We start from the raw sequence: 19,534 nt of genomic DNA, 5'->3' as shown, positions 1-19,534 counted from the left end.
ACGCCGGCGTCCCCTTCCGCGTTTGCGGCAGCCACCGCCGGCGGCCGGACACCTTTTCGAAAAGGTGACCGGCCGCCGTCGTTTCCTACCCGCACCCCCGCCCCGCAAGCCCGGCCAGGGAACGCTGCGGGTGTGGGCCCAGTGCTACTTCGCTTCGATGGCTGCTTTCGCTGCCGGGTCGGAGTCGTTCAGGAACTTCTCGATCCGTTCCGGCTCCTCCGCCTCGCCGATGGCTGCTGATGCGCGGCCGAGCGAGTACAGGGCCCGCAGGAAGCCGCGGTTGGGCTCGTGCTCCCACGGGATGGGGCCAACACCCCGCCAGCCGTTGCGTCGCAGCGAGTCCAGTCCGCGGTGGTAGCCCACCCGGGAGTATGCGTAGGAATCGATGGTCCGTCCCTCGGCCCAGGCCTCTTCGGCGAGCACAGCCCACAGCAGTGATGATGTGGGGTGCTTCTCTACGAGATCCAGGGCTTCCTGGCCCGCGTCCAGCTGCTGGTAGACCTCGGTCTCGGCAGGCAGGAGCGTGGGCTCGGGGCCCATCAGGTTCCTGCGGAACTCGTCGGACATTCCTAGAAGGTCTTTCCGGCGGAACCGAGCTGCTTGGTTGCCTCCACCACGCGGGCAGCCAGTCCGGCTTCGGCCGATGCGCCCCAGACGCGGGGATCGTAGGTCTTCTTGTTGCCCACTTCGCCGTCGACCTTCAGGACGCCGTCGTAGTTGCGGAACATGTGGTCCGCCACCGGACGGGTGTAGGCGTACTGGGTGTCGGTATCGATGTTCATCTTGATGGTGCCGTAGGAGACGGCGTCAGCGATTTCCTGGTCCGAGGAGCCGGAGCCGCCGTGGAACACCAGGTCAAACGGGCTGTCCTTGCCGATCTTCGCGCCCACCTGCGCCTGGATGTCCTTGAGGATCTCCGGGCGGAGCTTGACGCCGCCCGGCTTGTAGACGCCGTGGACGTTGCCGAAGGTCAGTGCCGTGATGTAGCGGCCGTTCTCGCCGGCGCCCAGGGCATCGATAGTGGCGAGGGCGTCCTCGACCGTGGTGTACAGCTTTTCGTTGATCTCGTGCTCGACGCCGTCTTCTTCGCCGCCCACGGTGCCGATTTCGACCTCGAGGATCATCTTCGCGGCAGCGGTGCGCTCAAGCAGTTCGCGGGCGATGCGCAGGTTTTCCTGCAGGGTCTCCGCGGAACCGTCCCACATGTGCGAGTTGAAGAGCGGGTTGCGGCCGGCCTTGACCTCAGCTTCGGAGGCTGCCAGCAGGGGCAGGACAAACCCGTCCAGCTTGTCCTTGGGGCAGTGGTCCGTGTGCAGCGCAATGTTGACGCCGTAGTTCTTGGCAACTTCGCGGGCGAAGGCAGCGAAACCGAGGGAACCGGCAACCATGTCCTTGGTGGAGGCGCCGGACCAGTAGGCCGCGCCACCGGTGGAGACCTGGACGATGCCGTCGGACTCAGCTTCGGCGAAGCCGCGCAGGGCCGCGTTCAGCGTCTGGGAGGACGTGACGTTCACGGCCGGGAATGCGAAGCCGCCCGCCTTTGCGCGGTCGATCATCTCGGAGTAGATCTCTGGGGTTGCAATGGGCATGCTGACTCCTATGCTGAGGTTCGTCTATGGGTGGGTAACCCTGGAGTACCGCTTACGGCTAGCACCATCCTAGCCATTTCCGCGCAGACTGTGCTCCCGGTTACGCCCCACCCGCACCCTAGCCTCGTGGGCCCGCCTACACGTGCTGGTTGAACACGTGCCGGCGCACCCAGGCGTGCATGGCAATGGCCGCTGCCGAGGCCGCGTTGATGGACCTCGTGGAGCCGAACTGCTCGATGGACAGGGTTGCGACGGCGGCCTCGTGGACTTCAGGGGTCAGGCCGGGGCCCTCCTGGCCGAACACCAGAACGCAGTCCTTGGGCAGTTCGTAGGTTTCCAGCGGCACGGAGTCGGGGAAGATGTCGATCCCGATGATGGCCAGCCCCTCCCCCTGCGCCCATGCAACGAAGTCGTCCACGGTGGGGTGGTGGCGGACGTGCTGGTAACGGTCGGTGACCATGGCGCCCCGACGGTTCCACCGCCGTCGGCCGATGATGTGGACCTCCTTGGCGAGGAACGCATTCGCGGTGCGCACCACCGTGCCGATGTTGAGGTCATGCTGCCAGTTTTCGATGGCCACATGGAAGTTGTGGCGCCGGGAGTCCAGCTCGGCCACGATCGCGTCATGCTTCCAGTAGCGGTACTTGTCCAGGACATTGCGCCGGTCGCCATCGGCCAGGAGGTCCGGGTCCCAGTGGTCGCCTGCGGGCAGTTCGCCTTCCCAGGGCCCGACGCCGACCTCCGGCCTGGGCGCCTCGGCTTCCGTCGCGTCGGCTTCCTCGAATGAGGGGGTGGGCTCGTCTGACAGGCCGGGCGTTTGGTTCACCCCTCAACACTAGACTGGACCACTGGAGCATTCATCACCGGCGGAGGTAAGCGTGGCAGAGGCAGACCAGGTAGTAGGAAACCCCGCGGTATACCGCAGCGGCCAGGACATCGAGTGCTGGCTGACGGACATGGACGGCGTCCTGGTCCACGAGAACCAGGCGGTGCCCGGCGCCGCGGAGCTCATCCAGCGGTGGGTGGACACATCCAAGCGCTTCCTGGTGCTGACCAACAACTCGATCTTCACCCCGCGCGACCTTGCCGCACGGTTGAGGGCCTCGGGCCTGGAGGTCCCCGAGGAGAACATCTGGACGTCCGCCCTGGCCACCGCGCAGTTCCTCAAGGACCAGGTGCAGGGTTCAGGATCCGGCAACCGCGCCTACACCATCGGCGAGGCAGGGCTGACGACGGCGCTGCACGAGGCAGGCTTCATCCTCACCGACCAGGACCCGGACTTTGTGGTGCTCGGCGAGACGCGCACGTATTCCTTCGAAGCCATCACCACTGCCATCCGCCTCATCCTTGCGGGCGCACGGTTCATCGCCACGAACCCTGACGCCACCGGGCCGTCCAAGGACGGACCCATGCCGGCCACGGGAGCGATAGCAGCGCTCATCACCAAGGCCACTGACCGGGAGCCCTACATTGTGGGCAAGCCCAACCCGATGATGTTCCGCTCGGCCATGAACCAGATCGATGCGCACTCCGAGACGACAGCCATGATCGGGGACCGGATGGACACGGACATCATCGCCGGCATGGAGGCCGGGCTGCACACCGTGCTGGTCCTGACCGGCATCACCCGGCGCGATGACATCGGTTCGTATCCCTTCCGGCCCAACCAGGTACTGAACTCCGTGGCGGACCTGAAGAACCAGATCTAGAAGACCGTTACCCGGGATCCGCCGCGGGGCAGCGGGAAGTTTTCATCCAGGAGCCCGTCCAGGAGTGGCCGATAGATGTTGGGGTTCCAGCCCGGGCTGGCGTGGGCAGGGGCTGCGCCTTCAGTCTGCAGCCCGCTGGACACCATGTTTGCCTTGAACGCCACGGCCCACGCCTCCACCGCCGTCTGGTACCGGACGGTGCGGTCCCGGGGATTTCCGATGTAGGCCATCTTGGCGCCGCCTACTTTGCCGGCGAACCGGATGCCATCAAAGTGGTAGATGTAGGCGGACTCGGACTGTACCAGCAGGCTGGACGGCGCGATCGGTGACAGCTGCTCGAGCGTCTGGTCAAGGATCTGCCGCCAGCTCCGTTCGTCCTTATGGATGACGCGCTCCCCCAGTTCGTACCCGCCGCGGAGGGTGGACGGGAACCGGAAACCCCGCTCGTAGAGGAACACCACGCCGTCGAACCAGCTCTGGTCCAGGACGTCGTGCTTGCTGTACGGGCTGGAGTCCAGCACGATGAGTTCCACCTCAACACCGTGGATTTCCAGCAGCCGGGCTGCCACCTGGGTGGCAACCATTCCGCCAAAGCTGTGCCCGTAAAAGAACAGCTTGGTGAGCTTCTGGGCGCGGACATGCTCGATCACGGCGATGACCACCTCGTCAATGTCCAGGCCAAGGTTGGAATAGCCGACGGCGGTGAGCCGGGCGCGCTTGTTTAGCGTTCCCCGGAGGGAGTTCAGGATCCACTGCGCCTCCTCCCAGCTGGTTTTGTAACCCGGAAACAGGAACCAGCTGGCGTCCGGGTAGTAGGCATCAGCGAACTCGTCCGCAACAGGAAGGATCCGGTTTACCTGTCGGGCGGACTGCACCTGGCGGGTGAGCAGCATGTCCGCGGCCAGCAGGCCGGACACGCCTGCTCCCGCCAGGAATCCCCGGCGGGAAAATTGCTTGAGGGCAGCGGCATCGCGCAGCAGCCGGACTTCAAAAGACCCGCGCCGGTCCTGCGTATTTACTTCCCCCTCATATGGCACACCCCTACCGTAGGCACACCGGAAGACACCGCCGCAAGGAGCCGGCGGTAACCTTTCAGTGACGCCCTATCAGCTGGCAGCCTGTCCTTCCCGGGCCGGAAGGGGTGCCGCAGCGCCCTGCTGGCGGCGCAGCATCTCCTGCCCGATGTCGTCGTACCGGCCCAGCAGGTCGGACCCCGGGAAGGCGTCCGGGTTGTCCAAGAGGGTGAAGAGGGTATCGCTGGCCAGCAGCAGTTCCTCATCCGAGTAGTCCTGCAGCGCGCGGCCGCACAGCATCTCGAACCCGGTGAGTTCCAGCAGCGGGTTTTCGCCTTCGCCAGTAAAAGAAGCCGGGTGTCCAATGGCGTCAATGTCTGCCACGGAACCGGCAAAGAAGCCGTCAAGGAGCGTCAGGGGCTGCCCGGCGGGGGCAGGCACGGCGGCCGGTTCGTCACCGGCGGGCGAGAGGTCAAGGGACACGCCCGCGCCGTAGATTCCCGGCAGGTTGCTGGTGTCGATGGCGTTGAGGTCAAGCCGAAGGCCTGCGAGGGCCGAGGATTCCACCATGGCAGCGCGTGATAGCTCAACGCGGATGTGGGAACGGATCCCCATCCTCCTGATCCGGCGGATGATCTGGACAAGGCCGGGGCGGGAGTCCTGGTTCAGGCTCCCCTGGACGTCGATGCGGACAATGTCGGCAGGGACATCGAGGTTAACGAGGGCATCCAATGCGCGATCCATAGGTACTCCAAAAGTGGGTGTCTATGGCCGACGGCTCAACCTTGGTAAGCGTAACCTTCAGCACGGGCCGGCACAAGCCGTTTGTCAGGCGGACTGGTCGGCCTGGCGCTGCCCCGGTTCCTGGTAATGCGTCCGGGTGCCCACGCCCCCGACGGAGTCCACCAAAGATTTGGCGATAACCCGCAGCTTGGTGTTGCTGTTGCTGGAGGCCTCGGTGAGGATGCTGACCGCTGCTTCCTGGCTGCACCTGTTCTGTGCCATGACGATGCCGACGGCGATGTCGATGATGGTCCTGGATTCGAGGGTGGCCCGGAGATTTGCGGCGCTGTCGGTGTGGAGCGAGAAGCGCACCGCCAGCCGGAGAGCCTGCGAAATTTCCCGCGTATAGCCCCGGGCCTTTGCCGTGGCACGCTCGTCGAACTTAAACGGGACGTCGGAGTAGAGGTTCAGTGCAGCCTTGGCGTCGCCCTGCAGGTTGAATGGCAACGAGAGTACTGACCTCAGCCCGTGCGATGCCACCGCGGACGCGTAGTCCGGTCCCCAGCGGTCTTCCTCAAACAGGTCAGGGACGTGGACTTCGCGGCCCTCTTCGGCGGCGGTGAGGCAAGGACCCTGCGACAGGGAATACTGGATTTGGTCCACTTCGCGGGCTGAGTCGCTGCTCCAGCCAATGGTGGCGGCCTTCCGGTCCCGGAGCAGCGTGATGCCGCACAGGGCGTCCTCGCCATCGCCCGCCACCTGATGCGCGGAAAACCGTGCCAGTTCGTTAAGGAAGACCTCGAAATCGGCACTTTCCAGAATGAGGTTTTGGACCTGATCAGTCGTGCTCAAGGGTTCTTCAGCAGGCAGCATTGTGCACGTTCTCCGTACGGGGTACTTGAGGGGACACCAAATGATAGGGCAATCCCGCGCCCCGAACCAACAAAGCTTTTAGCCCAAGAAGCGGCCGGGGCACGCGCCCGGCCGCTTCAGCAAGTTATTGCTAGGAAAGCCCGAGCTCGTCCTTGCCGAACGCAAACAGGTAGGGAACGCCCGTCTCCGCTTCGATTTTTTCCTTGGCCCCGGTGTTCCGGTCCACGATGACGGCGACGGCCACCACGTTGCCGCCGGCCTTACGGACTCCCTCGACGGCGGTCAGCGCCGAGCCGCCGGTGGTGGAGGTGTCCTCGAGAACCAGGACCTTGCGGCCCTCCACGGACGGGCCTTCCACTTGGCGGCCCATGCCGTAGGACTTCTGGGCCTTGCGGACCACAAACGCGTCGACCGTCCGGCCGGCGTCGACGGCGGCATGCATCACGGCGGTGCCGACGGGGTCGGCTCCCATGGTGAGTCCGCCTGCGCACTCAAAGTCGATCCCGGCGTCGTCCGCCAGGGCCAGCATGACCTGGCCCACGAGCTTGGAGGCCTCGTGGTGCAGGGTGATGCGGCGGAGGTCGATGTAGTAGTCGGCTTCCGCTCCGCTGGAAAGGATTACCTTGCCGCGGACCACGGCGAGTTCCTTGATCAGTTCCAGCAGGCGGGCACGGGCGGCTGCAGTGTCTACTGCAGTGTCACTGGGGGAGGTCATGGACTCCAGTTTAGTGGGGGCGGGCCGGTGTGGATGCTTGAGGCTTGTTGACACCGCTGGCTAGGCTGGACCTCATGCGCGAACTCCAGGCCAGGATCATTGAGGAAATGGGCGTCCAGCCCCGGATCGACCCCGCCGGGGAGGTGCGCAGGCGCGTCACATTCCTGAAGGACTACCTGAAAGCCACCCGAACCAAGGGCTTTGTCCTGGGCATCTCAGGCGGCCTGGACTCGTCCCTTGCCGGAAAACTGGCCCAACTGGCCGTCGAGGAGCTCGAGGCCGAGGGCGTGGACGCGAACTTCGTGGCCGTGCGGCTGCCTTATGGAATCCAGCACGACGAGGAGGACGCCCAGGCTGCCCTGGATTTCATCCGGCCCAAGACGGAGTGGACGTTCAACATCTCGGCAGCGGTGGACGGCTTCGAGGACGAGTTTGAAAAGACCGTGGGCTCGGAGATCTCCGACTTCCACAAGGGCAACACCAAGGCACGCACTCGCATGATTGCGCAGTACGCCCTCGCCGGAGAACACAACTACCTGGTGGTCGGCACTGACCACGGCGCGGAGTCCGTCACGGGCTTCTTCACCAAGTACGGTGACGGCGGCGCGGACATCCTTCCGCTGTTCGGCCTGAACAAACGGCAGAACCGGGCCCTGCTGGCCGAGCTCGGAGCGCCCGCCCGCGTCTGGGAAAAGGTGCCCACCGCGGACCTGCTGGATGACAGGCCGGGCCGCACCGACGAGGATGAGCTGGGCCTGAGCTACGACCAGATCGACGATTACCTGGAAGGCCGGGACGTTCCGGGGTCCGTGGCCGATCTGATTGAAGAAAAGTACCTGCGGACCCGCCACAAGCGCACCGTCCCGGTCACCATTTTCGACTCCTGGTGGAAGCACCAGGGTCCGGAAGAGCCGCGCGCAGGGCTGTAGGTCAGCCGCAGTTACAGTGCTGCACGACTAACAGCGGCGGCGAAGCTTGGGCGCCGTCATTGAAAGTTCCCGCTCCGTGCCTCAAACCCTAGGGATTTGGGACACTGCGGCTATGTGACACCCCGGCGGGTTCAGAGAAGGAGTCGGAGCCCGCTGGCGGGATCGCCTAACGCATCAGCTGGTCACTTGCCGGACCTGAACACGATCGAGTCGAAGACCCCGCGTGCCTCGCCCGTCAGCTCCGGATTGATCAATTCGTGGAATTGGACCACCCAGATCACACCGCGCTGACCGTTCAAGTCAACCACCCGGTAGGTTTCGCGCTCAGCGGCGCTTGAGTACCAGCGTGAGCATTCATTTGAGAGGTCTGAGTGGATGCAGAACTTGCCGCGGTCGCAGGCTTTGATGTCCACGGCGCCGTCGACGGAGTGGTCGAACTCGAAGCCGGAGTAATCGCCCAACATGACCTCGACAGGAGGAGTGCTCGCCGTTGACGTCTGCGCCGTCATTGCGTCGACGAAAGCCTCAGGCGAAGGACCGACCTCGACGAGCGCGTCCTGCCACGCGCATGCGTCCGTCGGCACATATTTGGTGGGCCACCACCCCACGAAGACCCCCCATTCATCCGGGTGATCCGGGTCGTCCTTGGCCAGACCTTCGCCGTCGGTGCTCGACCAGCCGTCTGGGACGGTGATCTCGAAAGGCGCCGTGAAGCCAGTGGCGGGGACGAGGTATGTGCCAGCGGCGATGTCGCCATTCTTTGGCATTGGTGGGACCCTGCCGGTGTCGCCGCCGTCCGGCAGCGGTGGGACCGTGCGAACCTCCGTAGTGGGAAGACTGGCGGACGGCAGCGGGACGTCATCGGACTCATAATCGCATCCGCCGAGACATCCAATCAGTGCGATAGCCACCAGGGGCAGGAGATGGCGCGGCCGCTGAGCGGCCTTTTCGAGGGGTGTCATGGAGCTCATCGATCCACCAGGCCGCTACAGGAGTACTGTGAGGCCCCGCAGCCAGGTGGCCCCGCGGGCGGCCCGGGATGGGATGCCGTCGCCTCAAGTCTCCTCCGGGACAGAACCCGTGACAATGAAGAGTTGCACGAAGATCAGTTTCGACTCAAGCAATCCCCCGAAATGGCAGGAGCGCGCTGAAGCAGGGTTGAGGAAACGCCGAATTTTGGTCAGCCTTCACTGCCCGGGTCCAAGTAGTCCGAGAGATCCAGCGGTAGCCTTCGTTTCGTAACTCTATGGATTCGAGGCGCAGAGGTTTCGAGACACTCGGTTTGGATGGGAACCGTCAGTGAAACAGAATCGGCATCCGATTCATTGAGGTGCTTCATTCACAATTCGGTAGTCAATGGCGGTGTGGCCCACGACGTCGTTGGAGCCGAAGCCGAAGGCTGCAACCGTCATGATTGTTCGTTCGCCGATGACTAGGCCGGTGTCCGGGTCAATGATTATCTCTGCCCTTTGTCCTGCACGAAGAGGCTCCGTGCGGCCGATCGCTATGCCCACCTTGCCGTCGAAGTTCGCTTGTTCGCTGGCGGTCACTCCCGGTATCAGGGCCAAGGCCTCGTAGAGCCCGGCACGGAGGTCAGCGGGGACGAGTCCCAGTCTGAGAAGGTCGGTGATTCGGACAAAATTGTCCTCGTCCCGTGAGGCGGATCCGCCCTGGTACTGGGCGTTGAAGTGGTCGTACAAAGCCTGCCCGTCCCGCGGCAACGCGGCGAGCTGCTCGGCATCAAGTGGGCTCCAGGGGCCGCCGTAAAAACGTCCGTCTTTAGCCCGGATTACGCCGTCCTCCATGAGCGCAGGGCCAGCGTCCCCCCAGTCACGATCAAGCACCCATTCCTCGTCCCTGTTCCCGGGGACATAGACGTCGATGGTTTGTGCATTCATCCGTGTGCTGACGTTCCCGGCCGTGTCCACTCCGGTGACACTCCAGTTGGCGTGCGTGTGGACAAGCAAATATTCCCCCGGCTTTGCTATGGGATCGACAAACGTCATTGTCTGCTCTGCCGTGGCCCGGAGAACTCCAGCCGCGTGGGCGCTTTGGGCAGTAACGCTGATTTGTCCTACTGCAAGAGTGCCGACGACCGCCGCGGCGGCTCCAAGAAAAACACGCCTGGCGATTTTGGGACGAGGCGCTGGGCCGCCCTTAAGCGGGAAGCGGGAATCTTGATTTCGGCGTCGGAGAGGCGGTGTATTCCCAGGCTTGTAACGGAGGGAATCATCGGCGCCGGCCAGCTTTGGCAGCTCGACGAGCTGCTTACGCAAAGCCTCCCGCCGGTCAGTTTGGAACTGGCGTGTGCTCATGATGTTCTCCAACCGATCGTCGTCTGGGAGTTAGGTTCTTCTTCATGCATGACCTGGTTGTACAAGGTTCCGAGTCTTGATTTGGCGCGGTGGAGGCGGGATTTGACCGTTCCGTCGGCGATGCCGAGTGCAGCACCCGCCTCCTTTGCTCCCATGCCTTCCACAACACACAGGGTTAGTACGTCCCGCTCCGGCGCTCTTAGCTGAGCGAATGCTTCCCGGAGGGCAGAAGCTTTGAGCTGGGATTCATCAGCCTCAGCAATGTCTTCGGCGATATCGGCTGAGTCTTCCGGTGGTGGGAGTTGGTTGAGGAAGTGTCTGTAGCGGCGCTGTTGGCGGCCGTGGTTACGTAGCGTGTTGTTCGTCGTTATCAGCAACCAGGGCAGTATGGAGTCATTCACTATGCGGATATTGGCCCGCCGACGCCACGCCTCATAAAAGACCACAGCCACTACGTCCTCAGCCAGATGCGGGATTCTGAGCACTTTTAAAGCGTGCCGCCAAACCCTGTCGTAATGGCGATCGAAAAGCTCCCCGAACGCGTCACCATCTCCGTTGACAACTTGATGCCACAACACCTCGTCCGAGACATCCAATTCCTCACCCATACCTCATAGTGTCCGGTCACCCCTGCCGGTTCCATGATTTGGGGAAAAAGTTCAAAGGGGTCAAAAAATGGGATCGTCGTGCCCGCGCATAAATCTCTGTTCCTGGCTGGCCGCCTCAAAAGGCTAGCGTTTCGAGGCACAGCGGTTTCGAGACACATCTGGTGAGGAGCAGGGCATGACTTCAGATGCACGTAAGGGGATCCCTAATCGGACGATTGGCTACGAAGCATGGCATTGCTTCCGCCGGACTCGTAGCGCTCCCTGCTCAGTGCCCACGTAGCGACACCGCGCTTTGGGACGCAAAGCTGGCGGCAAACTATCCACTAAGTGTATAGATAGGGGTGTGAACAACTCTCTCACCCTGCTGGGCCTGTTGAGCCGTGAGCCGAGTTACGGCTATGACCTCAAGCACTCTTATGACCGCTACTTCGGATCCGAAAAGGCCCTGGCCTTCGGGCAGGTGTATTCGACCTTGGCTCGAATGGTCCGTGACGAGCTGATCCGCGCCCTGGGTGAGGAGACCGGGGGCGGGCCGGACCGCAAGAAGTACGAGATCACCCCGGCGGGCGAAAACAGGGTGCGGGAGTGGCTGTTCACTCCCGACGTTCCCTCCGAGTCCCTGCAAAGCGAGCTCTTTGCCAAGACGGTGATCGCCTTGTTGCTCGACGACGACGCCGATCGGCTGCTCGACGTGCAGCGCGGTGAACATATGGCCCGGATGCGAGAACTGACCCGGCTGAAGAAGGATGCGGACCTGCTCCGGGTCCTGATGTGCGACCACGGCCTGTTCCACATCGAAGCCGATCTGCGCTGGATCGACCTCACCAGCGCCCGCCTGACCCAACTCAAGAAGGACCTCCAGAGCGCATGAGTACAAATGACACCGTTGCACCCATCCTGAGTGCCCACGGCCTTCACCACTCCTTCGGCCAGACGAAGGCATTGCGGGGCGTCGACCTCGACGTGCAGGCAGGGGAAGTATTGGCGGTCATGGGTCCGTCCGGATCGGGCAAGTCAACGTTGCTGCACTGCCTGGCCGGTGTTCTTGTCCCCGACGCCGGTTTGGTGGCCTACCGTCCCGCGGGGCGCTCCCAGATAGAGACCAGTGGCTTGGGGGAGCCGCAGCGGGCCCGGTTGCGGCTGACAGATTTCGGGTTCGTCTTTCAGTTTGGCCAGCTGCTTCCGGAGCTCACGGCGGTGGATAACGTCAGCATCCCCTTGCTGCTGGCCGGGACCCGCCGGCCAGAGGCTTTGCGCCGGTCCACGGAGCTGCTGGAACGCCTGGGCTTGGGTGGGCTCGGGGCCAAGCTGCCCGGGGAACTGTCCGGAGGGCAAGCCCAGCGTGTCGCTGTTGCCCGGGCCCTGGTGACGTCGCCTGCTGTGTTGTTCGCCGATGAGCCCACGGGTTCGCTTGATTCCTTGGCCTCAGAGAACGTCCTGACGCTGATGCTCGAGTTGGTCCGCGAAGAGGGCACCACGGTAGTGATGATCACCCATGACGCGCGCACTGCCGCGTACGCGGACCGGGAAGTCATCGTCCGCGATGGCGTCATCGGCGCCGGCTACCGGGTGTCCGCGTGAATCCCGGGTTGCTTAAGCTGGCAGTTGTCGGGAGCCGGTCGGCTTATGGCAGGCTCGCCGGAATTGCCGGCGGGGTTGCCGTCGGAGTATGTCTGTTGCTGTTGCTGTGGGGCGGCGCCAACGGTCTGAGCGCACGTGATGACCGCGGTGCCTGGCTGCGTGAAACCGGGAGCCCGTCTGTCGCCGCCCCGGCAACGGAGGATCCGGCCGCCGCAGGACCGGGGACCCCGGTGCCCCTGACCCCCGACACGGTTCTCATCGAAACCAACCCGGTCGAGGTTTTCCGTGACCAACTGATTAACCGCCGCGACGTCGCGGCCCTGGACTCGGCTACCGTCAGGATCCCCGGAATCGGCAAACCTCCCGCACCGGGCCATTACTACGCATCCCCGGCGCTGCAGCGTCTGATCGAATCAACGCCCAGGGATCAGCTCGGTGACCGTTTCGGGACCTTCGCCGGCACGATTGATAATGCTGCTTTGCCCGGGCCGGACTCCCTGATCGTCGTCACGGGAGCAACGGAGACCGAGCTCCGCCGGAACGGCAGGGCCGTCCTGGTGTCCGACTTCACCAGCGACCCTTATAGTGGCAGCGCGGCCGCCTACAACACCGTGCTGTCCATCGGTGCCCTTGCGGTGTTCTTCCCCGTTCTGCTGCTGATCAGCATTGTCACCGGCCTCGGCGCCGCCCAGCGCCGGGAACGCTTCGCGACCCTGCGCCTCATTGGCGCAACCCCGCAAGTCGTCTCCCGGATCGCAGCCGTCGAAACCGCCGTCCCCAGCCTGATCGGGGCAGTGCTCGGCGTCGTGCTGGCCATCGTGCTCAGGCCCGCTGCCGCGCAAATACCCGTCAACGGCACCAGGATGTTCACCGCCGACCTGACTACCGGCTGGGCGGCGGCCGCTGTCGTCGTCGCCGTGGTGGTCGCGGCCTCGGCACTTGTCACCGCACACCGCACGGCCCGCGCCGGCATCGGCCCCCTAGGCGTAACGAGGGCCGTGCACGAAAAAACGCCCACCATGTGGCGGATTGTGCCCTTGATGGTCGGACTGGCCGCCATGATCATGGCTGTATTCATGACCAGGGGTTTGAATGTGCGGGTGCCGTGGCTGGAATCACCGCTCCTTATTGGCGGGTTTCTGCTCATTCTCGTCGGCATTGTGGTGATCGGCCCTTGGCTGACTCGCGTGGTGAGCCGAATGGGGCTGCGTCGTGCGCGGAGTGCGGCGGCCGTTATTGCAGCCAGCCGGATCCAAAAAACACCGGTGGCGACGTTCCGTTCCGTATCAGGGCTTGTGATCGCCGTGTTCGTCGTCTCCGTCTTCGCCGGCGCGTCCAGCATCATCGAGTCCACTGAGGCAACTCCGGCCCGGCCCGGTCTGCTCCAGCCCACCAGCATTCACGCCACCATCGCCAACGGACACACCACGGCTCAGGCCACGGAGGCCACCCGCCAAGCGATGGAACTGCCCGGAATCCGCAGTGCTACCGTCGGTTACGGCCCGGCAGCGTTCACCGAAAGGGGTGCCGGGTCTGAAATCTACCTTCGCGCCGTGGACGCCGCCGGGCTGGGGTTCGAGGACATCCCCGCCACGGAGACCGTCACCGTTGACACATCGTTCCTCTACTACTGGACAACGCAGCCCCTGGCCCTCACGACCGCGCCTGCTACCAGCCTGGACGGACTGGTGCCCGTCGTGATTCTCATCGGCACCGACGGCACACCCGAGGCTATGGACCGGGCCCGGACAGCATTGAACGGTTCAGGCATCACTGCCACCCCGGCTACCTCTCCGGAGGACTTCAAACTGCAGTCCAGCACACGCCTGATTCAGGGCCTGGCCGTCCTCGCCTACCTCGGAATGTTCGTCGCAATCGCAATCGCAGGGCTGTCCCTTGCAGTCGCTACCGCCTCCGCAGTGCTGGACCGCAAGAGAGTCTTGGGTCTGATGCGGCTGATGGGGACGCCGGTATCGGTAGTGCGACACGTCATCATGCGTGAAGCTGCCGTCCCTCTCCTGACCGTCCTGCTCCTCTCGGTCGGCCTCGGTTTCCTCGTGGCCTGGCTTATGGTGACCTTCATCAACGACGCCTACCGGCTGACCTGGCCGGCGCCCGACTACTTCATGGCCCTGGGCCTCAGCTTGCTCCTGGCCCTCGGAGCAGTCACAGCGACCTTCCGGCTCATTCGGAGCAATACGGCACTCACTGCTACCCGCTTCGAGTGACGAGCAAGGGGAGCGGTAGAGGATCGGTCTACGGACGCAACGAGATCGGACTCGGCGTCGTAAATCCGCTTGTCGCTCTCGCAGTCAGGTCAATCTTGAACACTGAAATTTCCTCGGGGCTGAGGGGGCATGCTGCGTGGCCCGGTGGATCGTTGCTGCCATCCTTCCTTCTACGATGCCGCGGCTTTTACTGTTCGGTTCCGAACTATCCGCCCCCAAGCGACTCCCGCGGATGCTCCTGCAAGAAAACCTCCGAACCAGGCGTATCCGGCTGTACCCAATGCGAACCACACCGCGATGAACGACACGAGCACGACAGAACTCATCCACCGCCGAGAGACACCAAAACGCACCAACACGGCCCCCGCCAGCACTCCGGCAATCAGGACTGCAACCTCCAGCAGTACCTGCTCAGTCGGCACAAACACCATCACTGAAATTGAGGCCAACAACACCAGCCCGCTGAAGATCAACGCGCCCTTCCAAGGACGCCGAGGACCGCTTCTCATGAATTACCAACTTCCAAAATTTGCTTCGTCAGCAACCAGGGCGGTTCCGAAAGTAGGTCTGCCAAATCCGGCGGCGCCACCTTCACAAGCGTATAACCCCACAATATTCGTCTAATTGGAGTTGCGCACTTCGCTCGAAGTCCGTTGTCTTCCATGCGGTCATCCAGGCGCGATCGGGATCGGCTAGTTCTGGGGCGAGCTTCTGCGGTCCTACTAATCGACTTTGCACCCGCCCGTAAGCCGGTCGTTTACCGCGCAGCTGGGCAAGCGTCCTTCTCTCGCAACCGCTGCTGGCCCCACATGCACGTTTACCCCGCACGATGAAATGCACGGTGAAGGTGCCCTAACCGCAACGCTGCAGAGTGTGTCGAAACCCTTGGGAAACGAGACGTCTCAACGACTGAGCAGTAGCCTCACCTGCACAGTCACAGATTTTCGGCGGAATACTGGGCGCGCGGTGGCAAGGGCAATTCTCGTAACTATGTCTCGCAACCTCTTGGCCAAAATCGAGTAGTCATCGTTAGTTATGAGACAGGTGCGCGAGCATAAGCCGGAGTTGATTAGTGCAGCCGTAGCTTACTGACCGGCAGCAGGCCGATGAGCCGCGGATTGACAGAGTGTAGTTACCCATCGTTGGCCATTTAGGCTTGGGCCATGAATAACACCAGAAGGGCAACGCTCATTTGGTCGCTGGGGGCAGTTATTTTCTCTCTCATCGGCGTATACATTGCACTGAGCGCCAACGGAGTTTGGTACTTCATTGTTTCTGCCGTCGTTCTTCTTCTTGCCGGCGTCACGTTCGCTGCCCGGGCCGTTTTATCCCTGCGCGCATCAGGCGGTTAGCTCATCCTGAATGCCTGCCGCAGCTTCTGCACTGAAGTACGCGTCCACGCGTGAGGCTTGACTCTGGGCAATGTACGCAGGGGAACGCCCGGACTTCGAGACGGCCAAGTAAGGCTACGTGGCGTTGGCGTCCAGGGAGCTCCGCCGGCGCAGCCTCTTGGCGGCCGGTGCAACTCAGCGGAGCCGCCCGCCTTTGCCGTCCCCGCCCAGCTGCTGAGTGATGCGGTGCGCCTCGGCCATCAGGAGGTTGCCCAGCTCTTCCTGCCGCTCCGGTCTGAAGCGCGGCTCGATCCCGGTGAGGGAAAGCGCCCACGAGGGCTTTCCCGATGCGTCAAACACCGCGGCGCCCATCCCCCAGCTGCCCTCCAGTACCAGCCCGGGATTCACCGAGTAGCCCAGCTGCCTGGTCCGGTGGAGGTTTGCCCGGACCAGGTCTTCCGTGTGCGCCGCGGCGAAAGCACCAGCGTGCTCCGCCCAGCCGCTGAACAGCTCTTCCTGCTCGGCCTCGGGCAGGAAAGCCATAATCGCGGTCCCCGCGGAGGCGACACCCAGCGGGAAGCGGACGCCCTCGTGCAGCACAAAGGACCGGACCGGAAAGCTTCCCTCCTCCCGCAGCAGGCACACCGTCTCGGAACCGCGGCGAATGGAAAAGAAGGCACTCTCGCCCGTGGCCTCGGCGAGCCTGCGAAGGCCGGGCCGGGCAATGTCCTCAAGCGGAAACCGCGCAGCTGCCACTGACCCCATCAGGAGCATTTCCGGGCCAAGCACCCAGTTGCCGCTGCCGGCGTCGTGATCCAACAGTCCTTCCGACGCGAGGGACGAGAGCAGCCGGTGGACGGTGGGCCGGGTAAGGCCGGACTCGCGCACCAGCACGGACAGCGGCATTCCCTCCGCACCGCGTCCCACGAGCCGCAGCAGCCCGGCGATGCGGCTCACCACCTGGGCGCCCCGGACTGGCGATTTGGACATTTCCCTCCTCAGACATCCACATTATGGACTCCGCTAATCCTACGGTCCACACTGTAAAACCGCACCTGAAACTGCGTACAGAGAGGCTTGACAGCCCATCTACGCCGCCCGTAGTGTCCAATGCCAGATCCCTGAGTCCACAAAATGGACCACAACTGCGGGATTCTCAATGAGGAGGCTCCATGTCCAAACTCCAGCCATCAGCCGCCGCCGCCCTGGAAGGGGTTTTGCAGGACGGCATCACACTTGCCGTCGGCGGCTTCGGCCTCAGCGGCATCCCTGCGGACCTGATTGAGGCCATCCGCGATTCAGGGGTCAAACACCTGACGGTGGTTTCGAACAACATGGGTGTGGACGGCAAGGGCCTCGGCATCCTGATCGAAGCAGGCCAGGTCCGCAAGGTGATTGCCAGCTATGTCGGCGAAAACAAGCTCTTCGCAGAGCAGTACCTCGCCGGAAACCTGGAGGTGGAGTTCACCCCTCAGGGCACCCTTGCCGAGCGCCTCCGCGCCGGCGGTGCGGGCATTCCGGCGTTTTACACAAAAACCGGTGTGGGCACGCTCGTTGCCGAAGGGAAGCCGCACGAGGTGTTCGACGGCGAAACGTACGTCCGCGAGCGCGCCATCCTGGCGGACGTCGCGCTGGTCCACGCGCACACAGCTGACACCGACGGCAACCTGATCTACCGCTACACCGCCAGGAACTTCAACCCGGTAGTTGCAACCGCCGGACGGCTGACCATCGCGGAAGCCGAGGTGATCGTGGAACCGGGCAGCCTGGATCCGAACCACATCGTCACCCCGGGAGTGTTCGTCCAGCACCTGGTCCAGGCGCAGGACCGGGTCAAGGACATCGAACAGCGGACCGTCCGGCCTGCCGCCTCCCGCCATGCCGCCACCGTACCGGCCTAACCGACACGAACCCAAGGAGAACCCCATGGCCTGGACCAGGGATGACATGGCTGCGATCGCGGCCGAAGAACTGAACGACGGCGACTACGTGAACCTCGGCATCGGCATCCCCACGCTGGTGGCCAACAACCTGCCCGATGGCGTCCGGGTAGTGCTGCAAAGCGAAAACGGCCTGCTGGGCATGGGGCCCTTCCCCTACGAGGGCGAGGAGGACGCCGATCTCATCAACGCCGGGAAACAAACAGTTACCGTCCTGCCCGGCGGAAGCATCTTCGACTCCGCCACGTCCTTCGGCATGATCCGGGGCGGGCACGTCAAAGTGGCCATCCTGGGTGCCATGCAGGTTTCCGGCAGCGGCGACCTCGCCAACTGGACCATTCCCGGCAAGATGGTCAAGGGCATGGGCGGCGCAATGGACCTCGTGGCCGGGACCCCTCGTGTAGTGGTCCTCACCGAGCACAATGCCAAGGACGGCACCGCCAAGATCGTGCGTGAGTGCACGCTTCCCCTGACCGGCCTTGCGGTGGTGGACCGGATCATCAGCGATCTCGCTGTCTTCGACCTCGTGAAGGACGACGCCGGCGCGCGGCAGCTCACGCTGACCCGCCTCGCGCCAGGGGTCACCGTGGAGGAAATCCGGGAGAAGACCGAGGCAGAGTTTGATGTGGAGCTCGAGGACGAGGGTGTGGCGGCGTGAGCCTGCAGGAACGGTTCGGCAAAAATGTCCTGCTGACGGGCTGGGGGCACAGCCGCTTCGGCAAGCTGACGGAGGAGACCCTGGAGTCCCTGATCGTCCAGGTGGCCACCGAGGCCATCGCCAACGCGGGCATCGAGCCGGGGCAGATTGATGAAATCTACCTGGGCCAGTTCAACTCCGGAATGATGCCGCTGGCGTTCCCGTCGTCGTTGGCCCTCCAGGTCTCGCCCGATCTGGCAAACGTTGCAGCTACCCGGGTGGAGAACGCGTGCGCTTCCGGTTCGGCGGCGTTCCAGCAGGGCACGAAGTCCCTGCTCGCGGGCACGGCGAAGACGGTGCTGGTGATCGGCGCGGAAAAGATGACCCACGCGGGCGCTGACGTTGTGGGCGCGGGCCTCCTGGGCGCCGACTACGACATGGCCGGAAAGTCATCCACCACCGGCTTCACGGGACTGTTTGCGGAAGTGGCCAAGCACTACGAAAAGCGGTACGGACCTGTGTCCGACGTTCTGGGCAGCATCGCCGCCAAGAACCACCGTAACGGCGTGGACAACCCGTACGCCCAGCTGCGGAAGGACCTCGGCGAGGAGTTTTGCCGCACCGTTTCGGACAAGAATCCGATGGTAGCCGACCCCCTGCGCCGCACCGACTGCTCCCCCGTGTCCGACGGCGCCGCCGCCGTTGTGCTCTCCGCCTCCCCCACCGGCGGTGCCACTGCGCCGGTCCGGCTGGCCGGCTTCGGCCACGCCAACGACTTCTTCCCTGCATCCCGCCGGGACCCGGTTGCCTTCAACGCCACCCGGGTGTCCTGGCAGCGCGCACTGGAGATGGCCGGCGTCGGGCTGGAAGGCCTGGACTTCGCAGAGGTCCACGACTGCTTCACCATCGCGGAACTGCTGATGTACGAGGCCATGGGCCTGGCGGAGCCGGGCCAGGGCGCCCGCGCCATCGAGGAAGGCTGGGTGTACAAGGACGGCAAACTGCCCGTCAACGTCTCCGGCGGCCTCAAGGCCAAGGGCCATCCTGTGGGAGCAACCGGCGTATCGCAGCACGTCATCGCCGCCATGCAGCTGACTGGAACTGCGGGCGGCATGCAGCTCGCCAACCCGCGCCGCGCCGCAGTCCAGAACATGGGCGGAGTGGGTATCGCCAACTACGTCAGCGTCCTCGAGGCTGTGTAGGTTGCTGAGTTTCCCCACCTTTTAATCACGACGGCGGCGCGCCGCACCAGGCGGTTTCTAGGGGTCGTTGCAACACCTGCTGGTTAGGTGGTTAGTAGTAAATCACGTAAACGCTCGGCTGGGGTTTTCCAGCCGAGCGTT

General features: G+C 63.8%; 20 protein-coding genes. 9 read left to right on the top strand and 11 right to left on the bottom strand.

The window, feature by feature from the left end; translation table 11 throughout:
- Nucleotides 1–144 precede the first annotated feature (144 nt).
- From ACFVYC_RS21975 to ACFVYC_RS21965, 3 genes are all read right to left on the bottom strand, one after another.
- Complete coding sequence (locus ACFVYC_RS21975; protein WP_387554302.1) at nt 145–567, bottom strand: DUF3151 domain-containing protein; 423 nt, start codon at nt 565–567, stop codon at nt 145–147.
- 2 nt (nt 568–569) lie between these two features.
- Nucleotides 570–1,589, bottom strand: coding sequence for a class II fructose-bisphosphate aldolase (fbaA, locus tag ACFVYC_RS21970; RefSeq protein WP_387554300.1), 1,020 nt, complete (start codon nt 1,587–1,589; stop codon nt 570–572).
- A 136-nt stretch (nt 1,590–1,725) separates the two neighbouring features.
- On the bottom strand, nt 1,726–2,415 hold the full coding sequence (locus ACFVYC_RS21965; protein WP_387554298.1) for a TrmH family RNA methyltransferase: 690 nt from the start codon (nt 2,413–2,415) through the stop codon (nt 1,726–1,728).
- A 52-nt stretch (nt 2,416–2,467) separates the two neighbouring features.
- Between ACFVYC_RS21965 and ACFVYC_RS21960 the strand changes: the two genes are divergently transcribed.
- Complete coding sequence (locus tag ACFVYC_RS21960; RefSeq protein ID WP_387554296.1) at nt 2,468–3,298, top strand: HAD-IIA family hydrolase; 831 nt, start codon at nt 2,468–2,470, stop codon at nt 3,296–3,298.
- On the opposite strand, the gene ACFVYC_RS21955 is transcribed toward ACFVYC_RS21960, so the two are convergent.
- From ACFVYC_RS21955 to pyrE, 4 genes are all read right to left on the bottom strand, one after another.
- Entirely contained in the window at nt 3,295–4,335 is a 1,041-nt protein-coding gene (locus tag ACFVYC_RS21955; RefSeq protein WP_387554294.1) for an alpha/beta fold hydrolase, read from the bottom strand. The two genes, ACFVYC_RS21960 and ACFVYC_RS21955, sit on opposite strands and share 4 nt — an antisense overlap.
- Before the next feature lie 69 nt (nt 4,336–4,404).
- On the bottom strand, nt 4,405–5,055 hold the full coding sequence (locus ACFVYC_RS21950) for a hypothetical protein (protein WP_387554292.1): 651 nt from the start codon (nt 5,053–5,055) through the stop codon (nt 4,405–4,407).
- Between the two features lie 84 nt (nt 5,056–5,139).
- Nucleotides 5,140–5,907, bottom strand: coding sequence for a GAF and ANTAR domain-containing protein (locus ACFVYC_RS21945; RefSeq protein ID WP_387554290.1), 768 nt, complete (start codon nt 5,905–5,907; stop codon nt 5,140–5,142).
- Nucleotides 5,908–6,037: 130 nt separating this feature from the next.
- Complete coding sequence (pyrE, locus tag ACFVYC_RS21940; RefSeq protein WP_387554288.1) at nt 6,038–6,622, bottom strand: orotate phosphoribosyltransferase; 585 nt, start codon at nt 6,620–6,622, stop codon at nt 6,038–6,040.
- A 74-nt stretch (nt 6,623–6,696) separates the two neighbouring features.
- Between pyrE and nadE the strand changes: the two genes are divergently transcribed.
- Nucleotides 6,697–7,551 (top strand): ammonia-dependent NAD(+) synthetase, encoded by an 855-nt coding sequence (gene nadE, locus ACFVYC_RS21935; protein ID WP_387554286.1) that lies wholly within the window; start codon nt 6,697–6,699, stop codon nt 7,549–7,551.
- A gap of 182 nt (nt 7,552–7,733) precedes the next feature.
- Here nadE and ACFVYC_RS21930 read toward each other — a convergent pair whose 3' ends face one another.
- The 3 genes from ACFVYC_RS21930 to ACFVYC_RS21920 form a co-directional block, all read right to left on the bottom strand.
- Nucleotides 7,734–8,513 (bottom strand): hypothetical protein, encoded by a 780-nt coding sequence (locus ACFVYC_RS21930; RefSeq protein WP_387554284.1) that lies wholly within the window; start codon nt 8,511–8,513, stop codon nt 7,734–7,736.
- Between the two features lie 360 nt (nt 8,514–8,873).
- Complete coding sequence (locus tag ACFVYC_RS21925) at nt 8,874–9,557, bottom strand: hypothetical protein (protein WP_387554282.1); 684 nt, start codon at nt 9,555–9,557, stop codon at nt 8,874–8,876.
- Between the two features lie 305 nt (nt 9,558–9,862).
- A complete protein-coding gene (locus tag ACFVYC_RS21920; protein ID WP_387554280.1) occupies nt 9,863–10,474 on the bottom strand; it encodes an RNA polymerase sigma factor in 612 nt (203 codons plus the stop codon).
- A 343-nt stretch (nt 10,475–10,817) separates the two neighbouring features.
- On the opposite strand from ACFVYC_RS21920, the gene ACFVYC_RS21915 reads away from it, so the two are divergent.
- The 4 genes from ACFVYC_RS21915 to ACFVYC_RS21900 all read left to right on the top strand — a co-directional run bounded on the left by ACFVYC_RS21915 (nt 10,818) and on the right by ACFVYC_RS21900 (nt 15,635).
- Nucleotides 10,818–11,345, top strand: coding sequence for a PadR family transcriptional regulator (locus ACFVYC_RS21915; protein ID WP_387554278.1), 528 nt, complete (start codon nt 10,818–10,820; stop codon nt 11,343–11,345).
- Nucleotides 11,342–12,055, top strand: coding sequence for an ABC transporter ATP-binding protein (locus ACFVYC_RS21910; protein WP_387554276.1), 714 nt, complete (start codon nt 11,342–11,344; stop codon nt 12,053–12,055). The genes ACFVYC_RS21915 and ACFVYC_RS21910 overlap by 4 nt, the downstream gene beginning before the upstream one ends.
- Nucleotides 12,056–12,063: 8 nt before the next feature.
- Entirely contained in the window at nt 12,064–14,283 is a 2,220-nt protein-coding gene (locus tag ACFVYC_RS21905) for an FtsX-like permease family protein (RefSeq protein WP_387554274.1), read from the top strand.
- A 1,163-nt stretch (nt 14,284–15,446) separates the two neighbouring features.
- On the top strand, nt 15,447–15,635 hold the full coding sequence (locus ACFVYC_RS21900) for a hypothetical protein (RefSeq protein WP_387554272.1): 189 nt from the start codon (nt 15,447–15,449) through the stop codon (nt 15,633–15,635).
- Between the two features lie 174 nt (nt 15,636–15,809).
- On the opposite strand, the gene ACFVYC_RS21895 is transcribed toward ACFVYC_RS21900, so the two are convergent.
- Complete coding sequence (locus ACFVYC_RS21895; protein ID WP_387554270.1) at nt 15,810–16,604, bottom strand: IclR family transcriptional regulator; 795 nt, start codon at nt 16,602–16,604, stop codon at nt 15,810–15,812.
- Between the two features lie 182 nt (nt 16,605–16,786).
- On the opposite strand from ACFVYC_RS21895, the gene ACFVYC_RS21890 reads away from it, so the two are divergent.
- The 3 genes from ACFVYC_RS21890 to ACFVYC_RS21880 are packed head-to-tail and all read left to right on the top strand — an operon-like array spanning nt 16,787 to nt 19,393.
- Complete coding sequence (locus tag ACFVYC_RS21890) at nt 16,787–17,515, top strand: CoA transferase subunit A (protein WP_387554268.1); 729 nt, start codon at nt 16,787–16,789, stop codon at nt 17,513–17,515.
- A gap of 25 nt (nt 17,516–17,540) precedes the next feature.
- Nucleotides 17,541–18,212: a CoA transferase subunit B gene (locus ACFVYC_RS21885; RefSeq protein WP_387554266.1), complete on the top strand. Its 672-nt coding sequence runs from the start codon at nt 17,541–17,543 to the stop codon at nt 18,210–18,212.
- Nucleotides 18,209–19,393 carry an acetyl-CoA acetyltransferase gene (locus tag ACFVYC_RS21880; protein ID WP_387554264.1) on the top strand — a complete coding sequence of 395 codons (1,185 nt, stop codon included), beginning with the start codon at nt 18,209–18,211 and terminating at the stop codon, nt 19,391–19,393. The genes ACFVYC_RS21885 and ACFVYC_RS21880 overlap by 4 nt, the downstream gene beginning before the upstream one ends.
- Nucleotides 19,394–19,534 lie beyond the last annotated feature (141 nt).

Source organism: Pseudarthrobacter sp. NPDC058329 (assembly GCF_042879835.1).
Classification (GTDB): Bacteria; Actinomycetota; Actinomycetes; order Actinomycetales; family Micrococcaceae; genus Arthrobacter.
The sequence above is the reverse complement of the archived record's forward strand: the minus strand, read 5'-3'. Positions and strand labels throughout refer to the sequence as shown.

Bases quoted from the DNA above. Each gene is read 5' to 3' on its own strand.
- ACFVYC_RS21975 (WP_387554302.1), bottom strand. From the start codon at position 567: ATGTCCGACGAGTTCCGCAGGAACCTGATGGGCCCCGAGCCCACGCTC.
- fbaA (WP_387554300.1), bottom strand. From the start codon at position 1,589: ATGCCCATTGCAACCCCAGAGATCTACTCCGAGATGATCGACCGCGCA.
- ACFVYC_RS21950 (WP_387554292.1), bottom strand. From the start codon at position 5,055: ATGGATCGCGCATTGGATGCCCTCGTTAACCTCGATGTCCCTGCCGAC.
- ACFVYC_RS21945 (WP_387554290.1), bottom strand. From the start codon at position 5,907: ATGCTGCCTGCTGAAGAACCCTTGAGCACGACTGATCAGGTCCAAAAC.
- pyrE (WP_387554288.1), bottom strand. From the start codon at position 6,622: ATGACCTCCCCCAGTGACACTGCAGTAGACACTGCAGCCGCCCGTGCC.
- nadE (WP_387554286.1), top strand. From the start codon at position 6,697: ATGCGCGAACTCCAGGCCAGGATCATTGAGGAAATGGGCGTCCAGCCC.
- ACFVYC_RS21930 (WP_387554284.1), bottom strand. From the start codon at position 8,513: ATGACACCCCTCGAAAAGGCCGCTCAGCGGCCGCGCCATCTCCTGCCC.
- ACFVYC_RS21925 (WP_387554282.1), bottom strand. From the start codon at position 9,557: ATGACGTTTGTCGATCCCATAGCAAAGCCGGGGGAATATTTGCTTGTC.
- ACFVYC_RS21920 (WP_387554280.1), bottom strand. From the start codon at position 10,474: ATGGGTGAGGAATTGGATGTCTCGGACGAGGTGTTGTGGCATCAAGTT.
- ACFVYC_RS21910 (WP_387554276.1), top strand. From the start codon at position 11,342: ATGAGTACAAATGACACCGTTGCACCCATCCTGAGTGCCCACGGCCTT.
- ACFVYC_RS21900 (WP_387554272.1), top strand. From the start codon at position 15,447: ATGAATAACACCAGAAGGGCAACGCTCATTTGGTCGCTGGGGGCAGTT.
- ACFVYC_RS21895 (WP_387554270.1), bottom strand. From the start codon at position 16,604: ATGTCCAAATCGCCAGTCCGGGGCGCCCAGGTGGTGAGCCGCATCGCC.
- ACFVYC_RS21890 (WP_387554268.1), top strand. From the start codon at position 16,787: ATGTCCAAACTCCAGCCATCAGCCGCCGCCGCCCTGGAAGGGGTTTTG.
- ACFVYC_RS21885 (WP_387554266.1), top strand. From the start codon at position 17,541: ATGGCCTGGACCAGGGATGACATGGCTGCGATCGCGGCCGAAGAACTG.